At 40.9% G+C, this 21747-nt stretch carries 18 protein-coding genes; 15 read left to right on the plus strand and 3 right to left on the minus strand.

The genetic code is table 11. The features are described 5' to 3' along the window. Positions 1–283 precede the first annotated feature (283 nt). The 5 genes from leuS (at position 284) to tsf (ending at position 6530) form a co-directional block, all read left to right on the plus strand. Positions 284–2695 (plus strand): leucine--tRNA ligase, encoded by a 2412-nt coding sequence (gene leuS, locus CFS60_RS12670; RefSeq protein ID WP_088839332.1) that lies wholly within the window; start codon positions 284–286, stop codon positions 2693–2695. Between the two features lie 147 nt (positions 2696–2842). Then, the gene (locus CFS60_RS12675) at positions 2843–3928 is read left to right on the plus strand and encodes an AAA family ATPase (protein WP_088809886.1); all 1086 of its coding nucleotides are present in this window, start codon (positions 2843–2845) and stop codon (positions 3926–3928) included. Then, positions 3925–4641 (plus strand): nicotinamide riboside transporter PnuC, encoded by a 717-nt coding sequence (gene pnuC / locus CFS60_RS12680; protein ID WP_088809887.1) that lies wholly within the window; start codon positions 3925–3927, stop codon positions 4639–4641. Before CFS60_RS12675 ends, pnuC begins: the two co-directional genes overlap by 4 nt. A gap of 161 nt (positions 4642–4802) precedes the next feature. Next, positions 4803–5561 (plus strand): 30S ribosomal protein S2, encoded by a 759-nt coding sequence (rpsB, locus tag CFS60_RS12685; RefSeq protein ID WP_088809888.1) that lies wholly within the window; start codon positions 4803–4805, stop codon positions 5559–5561. Positions 5562–5642: 81 nt separating this feature from the next. Next, positions 5643–6530 carry a translation elongation factor Ts gene (tsf, locus tag CFS60_RS12690; protein ID WP_088809889.1) on the plus strand — a complete coding sequence of 296 codons (888 nt, stop codon included), beginning with the start codon at positions 5643–5645 and terminating at the stop codon, positions 6528–6530. A gap of 63 nt (positions 6531–6593) precedes the next feature. Here the strand turns inward: tsf and CFS60_RS12695 are convergent, their stop codons facing one another. Together CFS60_RS12695 and CFS60_RS12700 are read right to left on the minus strand one after the other, a co-directional pair. After that, positions 6594–7340 (minus strand): hypothetical protein, encoded by a 747-nt coding sequence (locus CFS60_RS12695; RefSeq protein WP_088815879.1) that lies wholly within the window; start codon positions 7338–7340, stop codon positions 6594–6596. A gap of 38 nt (positions 7341–7378) precedes the next feature. Beyond that, entirely contained in the window at positions 7379–7774 is a 396-nt protein-coding gene (locus CFS60_RS12700) for a helix-turn-helix domain-containing protein (protein ID WP_088809891.1), read from the minus strand. Between the two features lie 240 nt (positions 7775–8014). On the opposite strand from CFS60_RS12700, the gene CFS60_RS12705 reads away from it, so the two are divergent. Continuing rightward, on the plus strand, positions 8015–8545 hold the full coding sequence (locus CFS60_RS12705) for a VanZ family protein (RefSeq protein ID WP_088839333.1): 531 nt from the start codon (positions 8015–8017) through the stop codon (positions 8543–8545). A 37-nt stretch (positions 8546–8582) separates the two neighbouring features. Here CFS60_RS12705 and CFS60_RS12710 read toward each other — a convergent pair whose 3' ends face one another. After that, entirely contained in the window at positions 8583–9011 is a 429-nt protein-coding gene (locus CFS60_RS12710) for a VOC family protein (protein WP_088809893.1), read from the minus strand. A gap of 212 nt (positions 9012–9223) precedes the next feature. Here CFS60_RS12710 and pyrH point away from each other — a divergent pair, with 212 nt between their 5' ends. The 9 genes from pyrH to CFS60_RS12755 all read left to right on the plus strand — a co-directional run bounded on the left by pyrH (position 9224) and on the right by CFS60_RS12755 (position 21747). Beyond that, a complete protein-coding gene (pyrH, locus tag CFS60_RS12715; protein ID WP_088809894.1) occupies positions 9224–9952 on the plus strand; it encodes a UMP kinase in 729 nt (242 codons plus the stop codon). Beyond that, complete coding sequence (frr, locus tag CFS60_RS12720) at positions 9953–10510, plus strand: ribosome recycling factor (RefSeq protein ID WP_088809895.1); 558 nt, start codon at positions 9953–9955, stop codon at positions 10508–10510. It begins immediately after the preceding gene. 184 nt (positions 10511–10694) lie between these two features. Next, complete coding sequence (locus CFS60_RS12725) at positions 10695–11453, plus strand: isoprenyl transferase (RefSeq protein ID WP_088839334.1); 759 nt, start codon at positions 10695–10697, stop codon at positions 11451–11453. 14 nt (positions 11454–11467) lie between these two features. Next, positions 11468–12256: a phosphatidate cytidylyltransferase gene (locus CFS60_RS12730; RefSeq protein WP_088809897.1), complete on the plus strand. Its 789-nt coding sequence runs from the start codon at positions 11468–11470 to the stop codon at positions 12254–12256. Between the two features lie 14 nt (positions 12257–12270). After that, positions 12271–13413 carry a 1-deoxy-D-xylulose-5-phosphate reductoisomerase gene (gene dxr, locus CFS60_RS12735; protein WP_088839335.1) on the plus strand — a complete coding sequence of 381 codons (1143 nt, stop codon included), beginning with the start codon at positions 12271–12273 and terminating at the stop codon, positions 13411–13413. 18 nt (positions 13414–13431) lie between these two features. Continuing rightward, positions 13432–14694 carry an RIP metalloprotease RseP gene (gene rseP / locus CFS60_RS12740; protein WP_088809899.1) on the plus strand — a complete coding sequence of 421 codons (1263 nt, stop codon included), beginning with the start codon at positions 13432–13434 and terminating at the stop codon, positions 14692–14694. Between the two features lie 47 nt (positions 14695–14741). Then, on the plus strand, positions 14742–16448 hold the full coding sequence (locus CFS60_RS12745; RefSeq protein WP_088809900.1) for a proline--tRNA ligase: 1707 nt from the start codon (positions 14742–14744) through the stop codon (positions 16446–16448). Positions 16449–16532: 84 nt separating this feature from the next. Further along, a complete protein-coding gene (locus CFS60_RS12750) occupies positions 16533–20867 on the plus strand; it encodes a PolC-type DNA polymerase III (protein ID WP_088839336.1) in 4335 nt (1444 codons plus the stop codon). A 55-nt stretch (positions 20868–20922) separates the two neighbouring features. After that, complete coding sequence (locus CFS60_RS12755) at positions 20923–21747, plus strand: SMI1/KNR4 family protein (protein WP_088825632.1); 825 nt, start codon at positions 20923–20925, stop codon at positions 21745–21747.

The following is a 21747-nucleotide window of genomic DNA, read 5'->3' on the forward strand; positions in this document are numbered from 1 at the left end:
TGAAGCTAACTTCAAAATGAGATGCGATAAAAGGAGTAGTAGTCCAAGTTTCTTTTGCTTAGAGAGTCAGCGGTTGGTGTGAGCTGAACAAGAGGACGGGTGAACTTGCCTTTACAAAAATTCGCACGTTATCCGCGTTAAGGATGATAAAGTTGAGTGAATGTCACTAATTTGGGTGGTACCGCGGAAGCAATAGTCTTTCGTCCCATAGCAAGTATGCTATTGGGGCGGAAGGCTTTTTATTTTGTGCATCTCAAAAAATAGGTAGAGAGAGGGAGAAAAAATGAGTTTTAATCACAAAGTAGTTGAACCAAAATGGCAAAAATATTGGGACGAAAAGAAAACATTCCGTACGATGGAAGATGCGAATAAGAAAAACTTTTATGCGCTTGATATGTTCCCATACCCGTCTGGAGCAGGTCTGCATGTTGGGCACCCAGAAGGTTACACGGCGACGGATATTTTGTCGCGCATGAAACGGGCGCAAGGCTACAACGTGCTTCATCCGATGGGCTGGGATGCGTTTGGTTTGCCCGCCGAACAGTATGCGATTGATACGGGGAATGACCCGGCTGAATTTACAGCGCACAATATTGAAAACTTTACGCGTCAAATTAAATCGCTAGGTTTTTCTTATGACTGGGAACGCGAAATTAATACGACAGACCCAGAATACTATAAATGGACGCAGTGGATTTTTGAAAAATTGTTTGAAAAAGGCTTGGCATATGAAGCAGAAGTGGCAGTAAACTGGTGCCCGGCGCTTGGAACGGTGCTAGCGAATGAAGAAGTCATTGACGGAAAAAGTGAACGCGGTGGACATCCAGTCTTTCGTAAACCAATGCGTCAGTGGATGCTTAAAATTACCGCTTATGCTGATCGCTTGCTAGACGATTTGGAGCTTGTCGACTGGCCGGAAAACATTAAGGACATGCAGCGCAACTGGATTGGGAAATCGGTTGGTGCGGAAGTTAATTTCGCGATTGATGGCACGGACCAATCATTTGCTGTCTTCACAACACGTCCAGATACACTTTTTGGATCGACTTATGCGGTGCTTGCTCCTGAGCATGATTTGGTAGACGTCATTACGACACCCGAACAGAAAGAGGCTGTCATTTCGTATCGCAAAAAGGTGGAACTAAAAAGTGAACTAGAACGTACGGATTTAGCCAAAGAAAAAACAGGTGTCTTTACAGGAGCGTATGCGATAAATCCAGTTAATGGCGCAAAAATGCCGATTTGGATTGCGGATTACGTGCTCATTCAATACGGCACGGGTGCTGTGATGGCGGTTCCGGGGCATGATGAGCGCGACCATGAATTTGCCAAGCAGTTTAATCTTGCGATTGTGGAAGTTGTGAAGGGTGGCGACGTTTCAAACGCGGCTTATAGCGGCGACGGTGAACATGTGAACTCCGATTTCTTGAACGGTTTGAATCAAGCAGATGCTATTTCGAAAATTTGTGACTGGCTAGAGGCAGATGGTTCGGGTACGAGAAAAACAACGTATCGTTTGCGCGACTGGCTCTTTAGCCGCCAGCGTTATTGGGGCGAACCAATTCCAGTTATCCACTGGGAAGACGGCGAATCGACACTTGTACCTGAAAATGAATTGCCCCTTCTTTTGCCAAAAGCAACAGAAATTAAGCCATCTGGTACAGGCGAATCACCACTTGCCAATCTGACGGATTGGGTAAATGTGGTCGATGAAAATGGTCGGAAAGGGCGTCGTGAAACGAATACGATGCCGCAATGGGCTGGTTCCAGCTGGTATTTCTTGCGTTATATCGATCCGAAAAATGCGGACAAAATCGCGGACCCTGAAAAACTAAAAGCGTGGCTTCCCGTTGATGTATATATCGGCGGCGCAGAGCATGCCGTTCTTCACTTGCTATACGCGCGCTTCTGGCACAAATTCCTGTATGACATTGGGGTTGTTCCTACGAAAGAGCCATTCCAAAAACTTTTTAACCAAGGAATGATTTTGGGCGAAAACAACGAGAAAATGTCGAAATCTCGCGGCAATGTTGTAAATCCTGATGAAGTCGTTGAAAAATACGGGGCGGACACGCTGCGCTTGTATGAAATGTTCATGGGACCGCTTGAAGCTTCTATCGCTTGGAGTGAAAACGGGCTTGAAGGTGCGCGGAAGTTCCTCGACCGGGCATACCGACTTTTTGTTTCTGACGCAGGCAATTTGCAAGCAAAAGTGACAAAAGCGAACGATGGCAAGCTTGAACGTGCGTACCATCAAATGGTGAAAAGTGTGACGAATGATTACGAAAATCTGCGCTTTAACACCGGTATTTCGGCGCTAATGATTTTTGTGAACGAAGCATATAAAGCAGAAACGGTGCCAACAGAATATGCAGAAGGCTTCGTAAAACTCCTTGCCCCAATTGCACCGCATGTAGGGGAAGAACTTTGGTCCATTCTTGGGCATAACGAATCTATCGCATACGCGGTGTGGCCAACGTTTGATGAGTCAAAACTAATTGAAGACGAAGTGGAAATTGTGCTTCAAGTGAACGGCAAAGTGAAAGCAAAAGCAATTGTTGCAAAAGCAATGCCAAAAGAAGAATTAGAGGAATTTGCTAAACAACATGAACGCATCCAAGCGGAACTAGAGGGCAAAACTATTCGTAAAGTGATTGCTGTTCCTGGAAAGTTGGTCAATATTGTAGCAAATTAATGCTGAGGAGGGGAGTTTTCCCCTTCTTTTTTTGTGTAAACAAGTATTTTTTTACGAACAGTTGGAATCGGCTATTTACTTTCCTATACGAGTTCGCTACTATTATGAATAAACATAAAAAATAAATCAGCAAAAGAAGGTGGACACATGCATAATGGAATTGGTATTTATTTTGGCACATTTGCCCCCTGTCATATTGGGCATTATGAGCTAGTCATTCGTGCAAAACGCGAATGTGAGGAGGGTGTTGTTGTCGTTGTGTCAGGCTACGACGGAGATCGTGGTGGCAGTAGCGGCATGGGTTTAACCGATAGATTTAGAGCCATGAGAGAGCTATTTAAAGATGACGAAATGGTACAAGTTATTAAACTAGATGAAAAGGATATTCCGGCGTATATTTCCGCTGATGTGAATGGTTGGGAAGAATGGTGGGCGCTCTTGCAAACAATACTGGCAAAAGAGCTACTCACAAATAGCCCGCGAAACTATTATGTAGGGGAACCAGAATATCAGCAAGAACTCCAAAAGCGGGTAGCTAGAGAAGATGTGATAACGTTTCTGGAACGCAAGAAAACAGGGCTTTCCGGCACTTTATGTCGCGAAAATCCGGTCAAATATTGGGACTACATCATGAAACCTTTTCGAAAATTTTATGTTAAAAAGGTGCTAATTTACGGGACTGCCTCAACAGGGAAAACGACCTTAACGCGTGATTTGGCCCGGCATTATGCAACGTCTTTCTCATTAGAGTACGCGCGCGAATATGAAGAAACTTACAATGTTCGCGATGACGAATTAAGTTTTAGAGATCTTCTAAACATTGGAATTGGGCAATTTGAAAATAATAAAAAACATATACATAGCCCAGCGAACAGTGGCGTGTTTATTGCGGATACCGACACGATGACCACGCTAAACTACATTCAATATTATTGCACAGAAGAAGAAGTGGAGAATGCGCGCGTTGTGTTTAAACATTATATTGAGAAACAGGAGTGGGACTTAATTATTACGTTGCCACCTGCAACGAGATATGTAGATGATGGTTTCCGCGACATGAGTTACAGCGATGATGCCACACGCGAAAGAATGCATCAAAACTTTTTAAACACGCTAACCGAATATAACCTTTCTGACAAAGTAGCGGTTTTAGAAGGTAGTTTTTATGAACAGTATCAAGCGGCAATCAAGCTAATTGACAACTTGATTGAGCCAGAAGGAGAATTTGCATGATTGAAGCTTTAAAAAAGGAGTTGTTTTACGGCTGGACAACTTTTGAAAAAATATGGATTACGATTTTTCTTGCCGTACAAATTGTGGTATACATCTTATACCCAGATTCCGTTATCGGATTAATCGCTGGGATAAGCGGGATACTTTGCGTTGTTTTTGTTGGAAAAGGGAAAATAAGCAATTATTTCTTCGGACTCATTAATGTTCTCGCTTACGCCTGGGTTTCCTACACGTTCAAATTATACGGCGAAGTGCAGCTGCAACTCATTTTATATCTTCCAGTCCAAATTGTCGGATTCATCATGTGGAAAAGACACTACTCGGCTAAACATGCAATTAATAAGGCAAAAGTAAAAGAAGTTGAGGCGAAATCTTTAACCCTAGTCCAGTGGCTAATCTGTATCGTCTTAGTGGCTGTTTTAACCATCCTGTACAGTATTTACTTGCGAAGCATCGGAAGCGCCCTGCCCGGTTGGGACGGAGCGACCACGATAATTTCTGTAGTGGCGCAAATCCTAATGATTTTGCGTTTTCGTGAACAATGGCTTTTATGGATTGTGGTAAATATTTTAACGATTACATTATGGGTGCTGATGCTGTCGCATTCAGGTGAAACAAACATGTCCGTGCTCGTCATGTATATCATGTATTTGTTCAACTCGGTTTATAGCTGGTATAACTGGACGAAAATGGTGCGGAGTAATAAGGAATGATATTGACTAATAGCATCAATTTGTGGTATAGTAATAAACGGTGTTAAATCACACACGCAACGTGACAAATGAGAAGGTGCTTGATTTTTCAAGTCTTTCATTTGGTTGACCGATTGCGGAGGGCGACTTGTCGCAAAAATAAAACCATAGGAGGGAATAACATGCCTGTTATTTCAATGAAACAATTATTAGAAGCTGGTGTACACTTTGGACACCAAACACGCCGTTGGAACCCGAAAATGAAGAAATATATCTTCACGGAACGTAACGGAATTTACATTATCGATTTACAAAAAACGGTTAAAAAAGTTGACGAAGCTTTCAACTTCATGCGTGAAGTAGCTGCTGACGGAGGTACTATCCTTTTCGTTGGTACTAAAAAACAAGCACAAGATTCTGTTAAAGAAGAAGCGGAACGTTCTGGTCAATACTTTGTAAACCATCGTTGGTTAGGTGGAACACTTACAAACTTTGAAACGATTCAAAAGCGTATTAAACACCTTAAAAAAATCGAAAAAATGGAAGAAGATGGCACTTTCGAAGTTTTACCTAAGAAAGAAGTTGTCCTTCTGAAAAAAGAAAAAGAAAAATTAGAGCGCTTCTTAGGCGGTATTAAAGATATGAAAGGTCTTCCTGATGCAATGTTCATCGTTGACCCTCGTAAAGAGCGTATCGCAGTAGCAGAAGCTCGTAAATTAAATATTCCTATCATCGGTATTGTAGATACTAACTGTGATCCTGATGAAATTGATTATGTAATCCCTGCAAACGATGACGCGATTCGTGCGGTTAAACTATTAACTGCTAAAATGGCTGATGCTATCATCGAAGTCAACCAAGGCGAAGAAAACGTTGAAGCTCCTGTAGAAGAAGTACAATCTACTGAAGAAGTGAAAGCGGAAGAGTCTACTGAAGCTTAATTTTTGATGAAACATTTCTGAGGTGATAAGAGATTTAACTTATCACCTTTTTTAAAAGTTAACTATTGGAGGGAAAATAAAATGGCAAACATTACTGCTCAAATGGTAAAAGAATTACGTGAAAAAACTGGCGCAGGTATGATGGACTGTAAAAAAGCGTTAGTAGAAACTGATGGCGATATGGATAAAGCAATCGACTATCTTCGTGAAAAAGGAATCGCGAAAGCGGCTAAAAAAGGTGACCGTATTGCTTCTGAAGGTATGACTCACGTTGTAAGTAACGAGAAACATGCTGTTGTTTTAGAAGTAAACGCTGAAACTGACTTTGTTGCTAAAAACGATAACTTCATCGCATTAGTAGATAAATTAGCGAATCATTTGTTAGCTGTTAAACCAGATAACTTAGATGACGCTTTAAAAACTGAAATCGAAAGCGGCGTAACAGTTCAAGATTACATCACTGAACAAATTACAAAAATCGGTGAAAAAATTTCACTTCGTCGTTTTGAAATCAAAGAAAAAGCTGATAACCATGCGTTCGGCGAATACATTCACATGGGTGGACGTATCGGCGTTTTAACTTTACTTGAAGGTACTGACAAGGAAGAAGTAGCAAAAGATGTTGCGATGCACATTGCCGCTATTAATCCGAAGTACATTTCTCGTGACGATGTAGACGCTGCTGAAATCGCACACGAAAAAGAAATTTTAACACAACAAGCTTTAAACGAAGGTAAACCTGAAAAAATCGTTGAAAAAATGGTGGAAGGTCGCTTAACAAAATGGTTGAGTGAAATCTCCCTTTTAGACCAACCTTTCGTTAAAAATCCTGACATCACAGTTGGCGAATACGTGAAACAAAACGGTGCAACTGTTGCATCATTCGTACGCTTTGAAGTCGGCGAAGGCTTAGAGAAAAAAGAAGATAACTTTGTTGAAGAAGTTATGAATCAAGTGAAGAAAGACTAATTGTAAATATAAGTTTAAACCCCTGTTATTCATTTAGAATAACAGGGGTTTTTATGTTATTAATTATTTAGTGCTAAAATAAAAATTCTCGTACTTTATAAGCGGCGCCGCATCATCTTTATTAATCGTTCCTTGAATATATCCTTCTGCTGTTCCTTCATTATATAATGTAGCTGATAATTCATTGGGAATAACAACACTTTCTCCGTCATAAAGCGTTCCTGTTGATGAAAGATATTCAAATTCCATATCATTAATCATAAATTTATTTTCTGGTGAAGCGATGCCATATGCCTTAACTTTGACTTTATTTAAAATGTATTCTTTTCCATCAGGGGCAGGCTCATTAAATTGATTTTCAGCTTGAATTATTTGTGCGGCCTCATTTCCTCGTATTGTTTCAGTAATCGTAATATCCATATTTGCTTTAAAGTTATCATAAGTATCCACATCCATCATTGAACCGCTAAGTGATAATGTCGAATTTAAAGGAGTAGGGTTAGCTCTAGATCCTTCTTCTGACTCAGTGTCAGTGTATTCTTCAGTTGATTCGTCTTCTAAGGAAGTGTCTGCCGAATCATCGCTTGAGTTAGTGGAAGTAGAGTTAGTAGAGGCAGCTTCATTTACCGCCTTTGCTCCCTCATTGACTATGCCCACGACAAACACGATTGAAAATACTATCCCACATGCAATAGATGAAATAGTAGTTATAACACCTGCTTTTCTAGTTTTCTTGTTGATGATTAGAATAATGCCCACAACTAGACCGATAAAACCTAAAACAAGCATTAAAATTGAAACTCCTACCATAAATATGTTCTCTCCTTTTTGTGTTTTTATATTAGCGCTTATGCGTTAACATCAATTGATGAGTTATATTTTGAACTTTTGTGTTGAAAATAACTTGGATTACTAATGATTTTCCACATCTCATAAAGTTGTTGGACTCGTTCTTCCTCTGATTCAGGAAGTTCTCTCCAAAATGCAGCTAATTCAGGATTATTTTCAAAAGCTATGTATTCAGGGGAGTTGAGGTATCCGTCTTCATTGTCTGTGTTACCTACCAAGTAATCAATGGATACATCATATGACTTGGCAATCTTGTTGAGTGTTGCTAAATCAGGTTCTCGGTTCCCTTGCTCATACATAGCATAAGTTGTGCGACCAACATCTATTTTTCTCGCAACGTCTTTTTGTAGTAAGTTATTTTTTTCTCTTAAGTTTTTTAATCGATTTTTTAACATCTAATCGACCTCGATTCATTCGTGATAATAGCTATTATACTACACAAATAATCTACTCAAGATTAATTTCGCGAAAAGTGTACTACCCTTCCAACTCGGTACACATTTTGTGACTTTTCGATTGAGAAATAAAGAATAGCAGACAGGATTTATCAAATGATTTGAAAGCAGCAGCGTGTTTTTGTGCTATAATGGAACAATAAAAACAGCTTAGATTAGAGGACTGGAGAAAGAGGACAATTGGGGATTTATTTTGAAGAGTTGGGGACATATCTTACCTTTTTTTGTATTTATATGGTATCAATTATAATTTTAAAGCTATGTTGGAAAAAAAGCTGGGGATTTCTATTATGTTACTCTATTTTTTATCTTTACATAACCGAAGTGATTCGGATTACGCAATTTCCGCTTTACTTTATTGATAGGGCAGAACAGAATCTATCTATTTGGCAAGGCGTGTCTTTAGTACCTTTCGTAAGTATCGATCCAAAAGGCTATTTATTAAATACACTTTTAACGATACCGTTTGGATTTGGATTACCATTTTTATTACGAATGTCTTGGAAAAGAATGATGATAGTAGGATTTACTTTTACACTTTTAATAGAAGTAACACAGTTTTTAATAGGGTATCGGATTGCTGATATAGATGATATTATCTTTAATTTTTTAGGAAGTATGATAAGTTATGCTTTATTCAAAGGTTTAAAATTTGTGCTACTTAAATTGTTTCGCGGGGATACTGAGAAAATGCCAGCAATTTTTGATTAAAGAAGGCAGGTCGCTTTAAGGTGACCTGCCTAGTTTTTTACCTCGGTAATGTTTCTTTTTGATAATTAAGTTGCCAGTGAACACCGTATTTGTCCGTTAGATTCGCGTAAATCGCGCCCCAAAAAGTTTCTTGGAGTTCCATGTGGATATCTTTGGCTTCACTTTTTAGTTTGTCATACGCTCTTTTTAAAGAAGCTTCGTCTTGGAACATGAAGGCGATGGTTACAGTATCACCTTCAGCAAGTGGCATGCCCTCGGGTGCGTCAGAAAAAAGTAAGAAATCCACACCGTCCTTTGCCAGCCAGCCGTGAATTAATCGTTTGGCGGATAAATCGGTGCCAGAGAAATCTTCCATATCACCATAACGCTGAACGCCGCTGTTATCAGCTTCAAAAACATCTTTATAGTATTCTAAGACGTCATTTGCCGTGCCATCGAAAATTAAATAGGGTACAGTCCAAACCATCATCATTCCTCCTTTTATTTGCTCTTAGTATAGCACGTTTTTTGAAAATTAGGAGAATAAAAACGCTCCAAATTACACAAAAAGGCAAAGCGCAAACATTTTTTCTATTTTTATATAAAAAAGCTTTTGTAATGACGGGTTTTCTAGTAAAATAGATGATGGTGGATAAAGAAACAACTTATCTCGAAATAGAATGAATAGCGGAGGTTTTTATGGATACCCCAGAATATAAACGTGTAGTACTAAAACTAAGTGGTGAAGCATTAGCTGGAACAGACGGATTTGGGATTAAGCCAAACGTTGTTAATGCGATTTCTAAACAAGTAAAAGAAGTAGTAGAGTTAGGTGTCGAAGTGGCCATCGTTGTTGGTGGTGGAAATATTTGGCGCGGGAAACTTGGGAGTGAGATGGGCATGGACCGTGCGGCAGCTGATTATATGGGCATGCTTGCGACTGTCATGAATTCTCTTTCCTTACAAGATTCTTTAGAAAACGTTGGTGTGGCAACACGCGTACAAACTTCGATTGATATGCGTCAAATTGCTGAACCATACATTCGTCGTAAAGCGATTCGTCACCTTGAAAAAGGGCGCGTTGTCATTTTTGCTGGCGGAACTGGAAACCCGTACTTCTCTACAGATACAACAGCGGCTCTTCGTGCAGCTGAAATTGAAGCGGATGTCATTTTAATGGCGAAAAACAATGTCGATGGCGTGTATAGCGCGGATCCAAAAGTCGATGAAACAGCGAAAAAATATGACGAACTTTCTTACTTAGACGTTATTAAAGAAGGCCTGCAAGTGATGGACTCCACAGCCTCATCGTTAAGTATGGATAACGATATTCCGTTAATCGTATTCTCGTTTGCGGAAGATGAAAATAATATTAAGCGAGTTATTCTCGGTGAAAAAATCGGGACAACTGTTAGGGGGAAAAACTAAATGAGTAAAGAAGTCTTGCAAAATTCAAAAGAAAAAATGGAAAAAGCAGAACAAGCTTTAGTACGTACACTTGGACAAATCCGCGCTGGTCGCGCGAATGCTTCAATTTTGGATCGTGTTCAAGTTGAATATTACGGGGCGCCGACTCCACTTAATCAAATGGCTAGTATCTCCGTTCCAGAAGCGCGCATGCTTTTGATTACACCTTTCGATAAAAATATCATTGGTGACATCGAAAAAGCACTTTTAAAATCCGACTTAGGTTTAACGCCAAACAATGACGGATCCGTGTTGCGTTTGACGATTCCGCAATTGACGGAAGAACGCCGCCGTGAGCTCGCAAAAGAAGTGAAAAAAGAAGCAGAAGAAGCAAAAGTAGCTGTAAGAAATGTTCGCCGCGATGCAAATGATGAGCTTAAAAAAATTGAAAAAGCTGGCGATATTACAGAAGATGACTTGCGTGGTTACACAGAAGATGTACAAAAACTAACGGATGCAAGCATTAAAAATATCGATGAAATTGCGAAAAACAAAGAAGCTGAAATCTTAGAAGTGTAATGTTGAGAGTGGAAAGCGTTCCTTTTCTTCTAATTTGATAAGGGGAGGAATGCTTTTTCTTATTATTTATTCTCATGAAAATCTCATGTTCCACATGAAAATTTTAGTACATAAATGGCGAGATTTTTGATATTATAAGTATAGATATGCGCATAAAAATGGCATCTCTATTGGAGGATTTAAAATGTTTAAGAAGCTATTTGGACAAAACGAAAATTTTATAGATAGCGAGCTTTCAACAGAAATTCCTCTTCCAAAGCATGTAGCAATCATTATGGATGGCAACGGAAGATGGGCAAAGAGACGTTTTTTACCACGTATAGCTGGTCATAAGGAAGGTATGAATGTCGTTAAGAAAATCACGAAATATGCGAGCAGTCTTGGCATTGACGTGTTGACATTATATGCGTTTTCAACTGAAAATTGGAAAAGACCAACAGATGAAGTGGATTTTTTAATGAAGCTACCAGTGGAGTTTTTTGATACGTTTGTACCTGAACTGGTAGAAGAAAATGTCCGCGTAAATATTATGGGCTACCGGGAAAACTTACCAGCTCATACGCTTAAATCAGTTGAAGGAGCTATCGAAGCGACGAAACACTGTACAGGGCTTGTGCTTAATTTTGCGCTCAATTACGGGGGAAGAGCGGAAATTATATCGGCGACAAAGGCAGCCATTGCAGAGCTAGTAGCAGCAGGTGAAAATCCGGCTGATATTACAGAGACGGATATTGATAATCATTTGATGAGCCGGGGACTAGGCGATCCGGATTTATTGATACGAACAAGTGGCGAACTTCGACTTAGTAATTTTATGCTTTGGCAACTTGCTTATAGCGAATTTTATTTTACGGAAGTTCATTGGCCTGATTTTAAAGAAGAAGATTTCCTTCAAGCGATGATTGATTATCAAAATCGGTCACGCCGGTACGGAGGTCTGTAGGGAGGACAAGATAAGTGAAGACAAGAATAATTACGGCAATTGTGGCGCTCATAGTTTTTATTCCGTTTGTAATCATCGGGGGGATTCCTTTTGAGCTAATGAGTTTGTTGTTAGCGACAATTGCTGTATATGAAATTTTAGTCATGGTAAAACAACCTGTTTTTTCTGTGAGCGGGATTATCACGATTTTACTGACATGGATTGTGACTGTTCCAGACCGTTATTTAACTTTTTTTGAAGAAATAGGTCTTTCAAAAATGGAACTTCTTTTCATTGGAATTGCAATTTTATTAGCTTATACGGTATTTTCGCGGAATAAGTTCCATTTTGATCAAGCGGGCGTGGCGCTACTTTCAGCGATTTACGTTGGATTTGGCTTTCACTATTTATCTTTGACGCGTGACGCGGGTTTATACTATGTCATTTTCGCATTACTCATCGTTTGGTCGACTGATACAGGTGCGTATTTCATCGGGCGGCAATTTGGGAAACATAAACTAGCGCCGCATGTTAGTCCGAATAAAACGGTTGAAGGCTTTATAGGCGGTATTATTTGCGCATTAGTCATTGCAGGCGGCTTTTATTATTTCGCCGATTTACCACTTTCCATGGTCGTTATTTTAGTAGGGCTTGTTGTTCTATCCATTTTTGGACAGCTAGGCGATCTTGTTGAATCTGCCTTAAAACGCTATTACGGCGTGAAAGATTCCGGCAAAATTTTACCAGGACATGGCGGGATTTTAGACCGTTTTGATAGCCTGCTCTTTGTATTGCCACTTCTACATATACTTCAAATTATTTAAATGGAGATGTGACTATGAAAAAAATTATTTTACTAGGTGCAACGGGATCAATTGGAACACAAACACTTGAAATTGTTCGCGAGCACCCCGAAAAATTTAAAATTGTTTCGCTTTCATTTGGAAGAAATGTGGAACTGGGACGGAAAATCATTACGGAATTTCAGCCTCAAAAAGTTTCCGTACAAAATAAACGTGACCTTGAAACGCTACGAGCAGAATTTCCAAGCATTCAGTTTTCGTACGGCATTGCTGGTTTAAGAGAAATTGCGACTTTCCCAGAAGGCGATGTTGTTGTCAATGCAGTAATTGGTAGCGTTGGGCTTCTCCCCACACTAGATGCGATTGAAGCGGGGAAAGAAATCGCAATTGCGAATAAAGAAACACTTGTAACGGCTGGGCATCTTGTCATGGCGGCCGCAGCGAAGCATAACGTGAACTTATTACCTGTTGATAGCGAACATTCAGCTATTTTTCAGGCATTAAATGGCGAAAACCAGAAAGACGTTGCTAAAATTGTGTTAACAGCTAGCGGCGGTAGTTTTCGCGACAAGACACGTGAAGAGCTAAAAAACGTGACAGTCAAAGAAACGCTCAATCATCCGAACTGGAACATGGGAAATAAACTCACAATTGATTCGGCAACGATGTTCAACAAAGGACTTGAAGTCATTGAAGCGCATTGGTTGTATGACATGGACTACGATGATATTGAAGTCGTCATTCATCGTGAAAGTGTTGTGCACTCGATGGTAGAATTTGTTGATGGCAGTTTAATTGCCCAACTCGGAACACCTGATATGCGCATTCCCATTCAGTACGCTTTAACGTATCCAGAGCGCGCATCGATTTCGTTCAGTGAACCGTTTGACATTACAAAATACGGGGCGCTTCATTTTGAAAAAGTCGATTTTGACCGCTTCATGGCATTGAAATTAGCATTTCAAGCTGGTAAAATAGGTGGGACGATGCCAACGGTTTTAAATGCAGCGAACGAAATTGCTGTGGCAGGGTTTTTAAATGGGCAAGTCGCCTTCCAAGGAATTGAAGCAGTTGTTGAGAACGCGATGCATAACCATAATGCGATTCAAGATCCGTCACTCGACACAATCCTGCAAGTAGATCAAGAAACACGTGCATACGTGAAAACACTTTTATAGGATAGAGGTGAAACGAATTTGACAACCATCATTGCATTTATATTTGTTTTTGGGTTAATTGTCTTTTTTCATGAATTAGGACACTTTTTATTAGCCAAACGTTCAGGAATAATGGTAAAAGATTTTTCCATTGGTTTTGGCCCCAAAATATTTGCTTATAAAAAGAAAGAAACACAATACACGATTCGTTTACTTCCCATTGGCGGTTACGTACGCATGGCCGGGGAGGACGGCGAAGAGATTTCGCTCAAACCGGGTTTTCGCATTGGTTTAGAGCTTTCTGAGGATGAAAAGGTCGAAAAAATTATCGTAAATGGGAAAGACCAGTATGTCAACGCCCAACCGCTTGAAGTCTCAAATGCAGATCTCGAAAAAGATTTATTCATCGAAGGCTTTGAAGATTTTGACGAAACGAAAAAAGTCCGTTATGAAGTCGCAAAAGATGCGATTATTATTGACGGAAAAATTGAAACGCAAATTGTCCCGTATGACCGCTCTTTCGGCTCGAAATCGCTCGGAAAGCGTGCAGCGACAATTTTTGCCGGCCCATTATTTAACTTCATTTTAGCGATTCTCATTTTTACGGTGCTTGCTTTTGTACAAGGCGGCGTTGTCACAAATGAAAGCGAACTTGGAAAAGTAATGCCGGATAGCCCCGCACAAACAGCTGGCTTAAAACAAGGCGATGAAGTCAAATCAATTAACGGTAAACAAACGGATTCCTGGGCTGATATTGTGACCATCGTGTCGGAAAACCCGGGCAAGGATTTAGACTTTAAAATAGACCGCGACGGAAAAACAGAAGATATTCATGTGACGCCTGACTCGGTGAAAGAACAAGGCAAGGAAGTCGGGAAGATTGGCGTCGGATCACCGACAGACGATTCATTTGGCGCTAAAATCAGTTACGGGTTTACGCAAACATGGTACTGGATTTCACAAATCTTTGCAGTGCTCGGCAACATGATTACGGGTGGCTTCTCGCTTGACATGTTGAACGGACCAGTCGGGATTTATACGAGCACGGAACAAGTTGTTAGTTACGGCTTCTTAACGTTATTAAACTGGACGGCAGTTCTTAGTATTAACTTGGGGATTGTTAACTTATTGCCGCTTCCAGCACTAGATGGCGGAAGACTTTTATTCTTTGCGTATGAGCTTATTCGCAGAAAACCAGTGGATCCGAAAAAAGAAGGAATGATTCACTTTATCGGATTCGCGCTACTCATGGTTCTGATGATACTTGTCACTTGGAATGACATCCAACGTGCCTTTTTCTAGGACGATGTTACAAAGGGATTGATTTTAAAAATTAGGGAGTGTTTTTCATGCGTCAGACAATGACATTTATTCCAACTTTAAAGGAAACACCTGCTGATGCAGAAGTAATGAGCCATAAGCTGTTACTCCGCGCAGGTTTTATTCGTCAAGTTGCAAGTGGGATTTACAGCTACTTACCGCTTGCTCACTTAACACTAAAAAAAATCGAACAAATTATTCGCGAAGAATTAAATCGCGTGGGAGCATCTGAACTTTTGATGCCAGCTTTACAACCCGCTGAACTTTGGAAAGAATCCGGGCGTTACAGCGACTACGGTCCTGAATTAATGCGTCTTAAAGACCGTAACGCGCGCGACTTTGCGCTTGGGCCAACGCATGAAGAAGTAATTACGTCACTCGTTCGTGATGAACTGAGTTCATACAAGCGTTTACCTATTACACTTTACCAAATTCAAACGAAATTTAGGGATGAAAAACGTCCACGTTTTGGGTTGCTTCGTGGTCGAGAATTCATCATGAAAGATGCTTATTCGTTCCACGCCACACAAGAAAGCTTGGACGAAACGTATGAAAAGATGTATCAAGCTTACAGCAACATTTTTACGCGCTGTGGACTAGATTTCCGTGCAGTCATTGCAGATTCTGGTGCGATTGGCGGGAAAGACACGAAAGAATTTATGGTGCTTTCAGAAATTGGGGAGGATACCATTGCATATAGCGATGCTTCCGATTATGCGGCAAATACGGAAATGGCGCCCGTTTTACACATGGAAAAAAAATCTCATGAAAAAGAAGCGGAACTTGAAAAAGTAGCGACGCCTGAAAAACGAACCATTGAAGATATTGTTTCGTTTTTAGAAATTCCAATTGAAAAAACGTTGAAATCAATGTTGTTTGATGTGGATGGCGAAATCATCATGGTACTCGTTCGCGGCGACCATGAAGTGAATGATATTAAAATTAAAAATGCGCTTGATGCGAAAAGTGTTGAACTTGCGGATCCTGCTGTGGCGATTCAATTGCTTGGCGCGGATTTTGGGTCGCTTGGGCCAGTCGGTGTGCCGGATTCGATTCGGATTTATGCGGACAATGCGGTGGCAGATATTGTGAATGCGGCAACTGGGGCAAATGAAAATGACTACCATTATATAAATGTAAATCCAGAACGTGATTTTACGGTCAGCAGTTATTTTGATCTTCGGATGATTCAAGCGGGAGACTTATCGCCTGACGGTCAAGGCATTATTAAATTTGCTGAAGGTATTGAAGTGGGCCACATTTTTAAATTGGGAACAAAATATAGTGAAGCGATGAATGCGACATTTTTAGATGAATTCGGTCGTGCGAATCCTTTAATTATGGGCTGCTACGGAATTGGCGTATCGCGACTTTTATCTGCGGTAGCAGAACAGCATCATGATGAGAACGGTTTAGTCCTAGAAAAAGGAATTGCGCCGTTTGATATTCACCTGATTCCAGTAAACATGAAGAATGATGAGCAGCGCGAATTTGGGGAAGGGCTTTATGCGAAACTGCAAGAAGCGGGCTACAGTGTGTTGCTTGATGATAGAACTGAGCGCGCTGGCGTGAAATTTGCGGATGCAGATTTGATTGGCTTACCAATTCGTGTGACGGTTGGGAAGAAAGCGGCGGAAGAAATTGTGGAAGTGAAAATTCGGAAGACGGGCGAAATGATTGAAGTGCGTCAAGATGAACTTTTAAATACGCTACCAATTCTTTTTGGCGAAAACTGATTTTTTTAGTACAATAGAGATGACGGAAAAGTACCTTGGCTTTTGTAAGGTACTTTTCAAGTTTTCTGGAAGGAGTGTCAGAGATTGAGTGCTACCGAACAAGATAAAAAAGAACGATTTAAACTTCTTTTAGAACAGGTTGGTTTAAGCGATGTGTCGACTTTTGCCGACTACACGAATGAAACGCAAATTGAAAAATTGATTGCGGATAAGGCAACAAAAACGTGGCAATTTCATTTGAAGACGCCGCAAATTTTTCCGCAAGCGTTTTATCAAATGCTTGATACGGGAATGAAACGTGCTTTTAGTGAGATTGCAGAAACGGAACTGCGAATCATGACGACAGATGCACGCTTGGATGAGGCGCTTATTCAAGATTACTGGAACATGATTGTCGAGCCGATTTTTAAGACGTCGCCAATGATTGGGCAGGTGTTGATGGAACAAAAACCGACTTTGAAGGAACCGCATTTTTTGGAGATTTCGGTTCATAATGAGATGGAGCAAACTAAAATAGCGCAGAGCTTTCAGAATCAGATTCTTGAAGCCTACCGTGATGCGGGGTTCCCGCGTCTTGCAATCCGGATGAATATTTTAGCCCAAGAAGAGACGGAAGCGTATAAAGCGTTTGCGAAGGCGAAAGAAGAAGAGGACGCGATGAAGGCGCAGGAGGCTGTTCAGGTGATGCAAAAGCGCCAGATGGAGGCGGCATCTAATGATGTTCAAGCAGCCCCACTTGATGGTCCGTTCCAAATTGGTTATAAAATTAAAGATGATGAAGAAGTGAAACGGCTCGGCGATATTTATGATGAGGAACGCCGGATTACGGTGCAAGGTTATATTTTTGCAACGGAGATTCGCGAGCTTCGGAGCGGAAGAAGCTTACTTCAATTTAAAATAACGGATTATACGAGTTCGATGATTATTAAAATGTTCTCGCGCGATAATGATGATGCGGCGATGTTCCAAAACCTTAAAAAAGGGATGTGGGTCAAAGTTCGCGGTAGCGTGCAAAATGATACTTTTGTCCGCGATTTAATTATGATGGCGCAAGATATTAATGAGATTGCACCGAAAATGCGTCACGATAAAGCGGAAGAAAAACGTGTTGAATTGCATTTACACACGAACATGAGTCAAATGGATGCAACAAATTCCATTAGCGATTTAACGAAACAGGCGGCTGATTGGGGACACAAAGCGATTGCACTTACAGATCATGCGGCGGCACAGTCGTTCCCAGAAGCCTATGCGGCTGGGAAGAAAAATGGCATCAAGATGATTTACGGCATTGAAGCCAATTTAATTGATGACGGCGTTCCGATTGCTTATAACGACCAACATACTGGTTTAAAAGACGCAACTTATGTGGTGTTTGACGTTGAAACAACTGGGCTCTCTGCGGTTTATGATACGATTATCGAGCTTGCCGGAATTAAAATGCATAACGGGGAAGTCATTGATAAATTCGAAGCGTTTATTGACCCTGGGCATCCACTTTCGGCGACGACGATTAATTTGACAGGCATTACAGATGATATGGTAAAAGGCTCTGATCCGATTGAAGTCGTTCTAAAAAACTTCCGCGAATGGTGTGGCGATGACATTTTAGTTGCCCACAATGCATCATTCGATATGGGCTTCATCAACACGGCGTACCGCAAAATTGGTTTGCCTAACGCGCCGAACGCGGTTATTGATACGCTGGAGTTAGCGCGATTTTTATACCCGCACTTTAAAAACCACCGCCTGAATACGTTGACGAAAAAGTTCAACATCATACTCGAACAGCATCACCGTGCCATTTTTGATGCCGAAGCAACTGCGTATTTGGCGTGGAAGCTCATCAAAGATGCGAAGGAAATGCATGATATTGATTTTCACGACGCGCTCAACAATTATATGGGAGAAGGCGACGCTTACAAACGTGCACGCCCATTCCACGCGACCATTTATGCAAAAACGCCTGAAGGTTTAAAGAATTTATTTAAACTGGTTACGCTGTCCAATTTGAATTATTTCTTCCGTGTGCCGCGTATTCCGCGGTCGCAGCTGCAAAAATTGCGCGAAGGTTTAATTGTCGGGACGGCCTGTAGTCAAGGTGAATTATTTGAAGCGATGATGCAAAAAGGTATGGCAGAAGCTGAAAAAGTCGCTGGGTTTTACGATTTCATTGAAGTTCAGCCGAAACCAGTTTATGCGCCGCTGATTGAACGCGAAATGATTCGCGATGAGAAAGCGTTAGAAGAAATTTTGAAAAACATCGTTAAAGTGGGCGAAAAAACGGGGAAACCTGTTGTAGCAACCGGAAACGTCCATTACAAAGATCCAAATGATAAGATTTACCGTAAGATTTTAGTCCATTCAATGGGTGGGGCGAATCCTTTAAATCGAAATGAAATGCCAGACGTGCATTTCCGTACGACGGATGAAATGCTCGCCGAATTTAGCTTTTTAGGAAGCGAGAAGGCACATGAAATTGTCGTAACGAATTCGAATCTCGTTGCTGATTGGATGGAAGACTTAAAGCCGATTAAAGACGAATTATACACGCCTAAAATTGAAGGTGCTGAAGATGAAGTCCGCAACATGAGTTACGAAATGGCACACAAATTGTACGGCGAAAAGTTACCTGAAATCGTAGAGGCACGTCTTGAAAAGGAACTAAAAAGTATTATCGGACACGGATTTGCCGTTATCTATTTAATTTCCCATAAGCTTGTTAAAAAATCGCTTAACGACGGCTATTTGGTAGGTTCTCGTGGGTCTGTTGGTTCGTCTTTTGTGGCGACTATGACCGAAATCACCGAAGTAAACCCACTCCCGCCGCATTATTTGTGCCCGAACTGTAAGCATTCCGAGTTTTTCGACGACGGTTCGATTGGTTCAGGTTTTGACCTTCCAGATAAAGTTTGCCCACACTGCGGCACGAACTATCAAAAAGAAGGGCAGGATATTCCGTTTGAGACGTTCCTAGGTTTCAAAGGGGATAAAGTGCCCGATATTGATTTAAACTTCTCTGGTGACTATCAACCCGTTGCGCATGCGTACACGAAGGAAATTTTCGGTGAGGAGTATGTGTATCGTGCGGGAACTATCGGTACGGTTGCGGAGAAAACCGCTTTCGGCTTTGTTCGCGGTTACGAAAGAGACATGAATATGAATATTCGCGGAGCAGAAGTGGACCGACTCGTTGCAGGGTGTACGGGCGTTAAGCGTACGACTGGACAGCATCCCGGCGGTATTATTGTTATTCCTGACTATATGGATGTTTACGATTTTACACCGGTGCAATTCCCAGCTGACGCAACGGATTCGGAGTGGAAAACGACGCATTTTGACTTCCACTCGATTCACGATAACGTGTTAAAACTCGACATACTCGGACACGATGATCCGACCGCCATTCGGATGTTGCAGGATTTAAGTGAAATTGATCCGAAAACCATTCCAACTGATGACCCCGAAGTCATGAAATTGTTTGGCGGGACAGAATCATTAGGCGTGAAACCGCAAGATATTGATTCAAAAACAGGAACGCTTGGTATTCCTGAGTTTGGAACGCGTTTCGTACGTCAAATGCTCGAGCAAACAAAACCGACGACATTTTCCGAGCTTGTGCAAATTTCTGGTCTTTCTCACGGGACAGACGTATGGCTTGGCAACGCGGAAGAACTTATAAAAAACAAAATTTGTGAGCTCCCTGACGTTATTGGTTGTCGTGATGACATTATGGTCTTCCTGATTTATCAAGGATTAGACAGCTCACTTGCTTTTAAAATCATGGAATCCGTGCGTAAAGGGAAAGGTTTAACGGAAGAAATGGAAGCTGCGATGATTGAAAATAAAGTGCCGGCTTGGTACATCGATTCTTGTAAAAAAATCAAGTATATGTTCCCGAAAGCCCATGCGGCAGCTTATGTTCTGATGGCCGTTCGAATCGCGTATTTTAAAGTCCATAATCCATTGTTCTTTTATGCGACTTACTTCTCCGTCCGCGCAGACGATTTTGATTTAACGGCAATGGTTAACGGGCGAGAAGCGGTGCGCGCTGTCATGAAAGAAATTAATGACAAGGGGCTTGAAGCGAGTACGAAAGAGAAAAACTTGCTTACGGTACTTGAAATCGCGAATGAAATGATTGCGCGTGGTTTTAAATTCCAAAAAGTGGACTTATATAAATCTACCGCAGATGAATTTATCATTGAAGGCGATACGCTTATTCCGCCGTTTAATGCGATTCCAAGTCTTGGAACAAACGTTGCGAAACAAATCGTTGAGGCGCGTCTTGATGGCGAGTTTTTATCAAAAGAAGATTTGCAACAACGCGGGAAAGTATCGAAAACGATTATTCAATACATGGACGATCAAGGCTGCCTAGAAGGTCTTCCTGATCAAAATCAGTTATCACTGTTTTAAAATTAGAGCTGCTTTTGCTTTATCAAGGCAACCTTTTAAAAAAGGGGGAAAACAAATGGATTTAGCTAAACAGCTATGTAAAGTGCTTTATTATTTGGATAAAGGTAAAGAATTAGAAGCGATAAAAACGTTAGATAACATTATTCCCACTGCAAAAAATGAAGGAAATCAAGAAGTGTTTGTCAGGGCAACAATTGTTTTAGCAGACGTTTCATATAAGCGGGGCGAACGATTTTCTGAGATGGCGAACAATTTGACAGAAGTTTTGCAACTTGAACGGGGAGATTTTGATGACTCACTAAATGTCGAATTGGAAAAAGCCAATGAATTACAGCAAATTTTTAAAAAGTATTTTGAAGAAGAAGGAAAATTTTTCAAAGGGCTGGATTTAAAAACTTTTTTCAATACTAGCTATGGCGATGAATACCAAGATGCTTACCCGACTGATGAAATTATTCAAGAGATTGAGGCGGAGCTTGGATTTAAGTTGCCTGCTTCATATATTTACCTCATGCGCCATGCACAAAACGGCGGCATACCGTGCAAAGATTCTTTTCCTACAAATGAAGCAACTTCTTGGTCAGAAGATTCTATTGTCATTACAGGCATTATGGGAATAGGAAAACAGGCCGCTTCTTCTTTATGTGGGGAATTTTCCACTGAATTCTGGGAATCAATTTGGGGCTATCCTAAAATTGGTGTAAGCATTTGTGATTGCCCATCAGCTGGGCATGATATGGTTTTTCTTGATTACCGTGCATGTGGTTCTGAAGGTGAGCCGACTGTTGTTCATGTTGATCAAGAAGCGGATTATAAAATCACTTTTTTAGCAAAAAATTTTGAGGCATTTATTACAGGCTTATATAGCGAAGTGTACTAA

The sequence above is a fragment of the Listeria sp. ILCC792 genome (genome assembly GCF_900186135.1).
Taxonomy (GTDB): Bacteria; Bacillota; Bacilli; order Lactobacillales; family Listeriaceae; genus Listeria; species Listeria goaensis.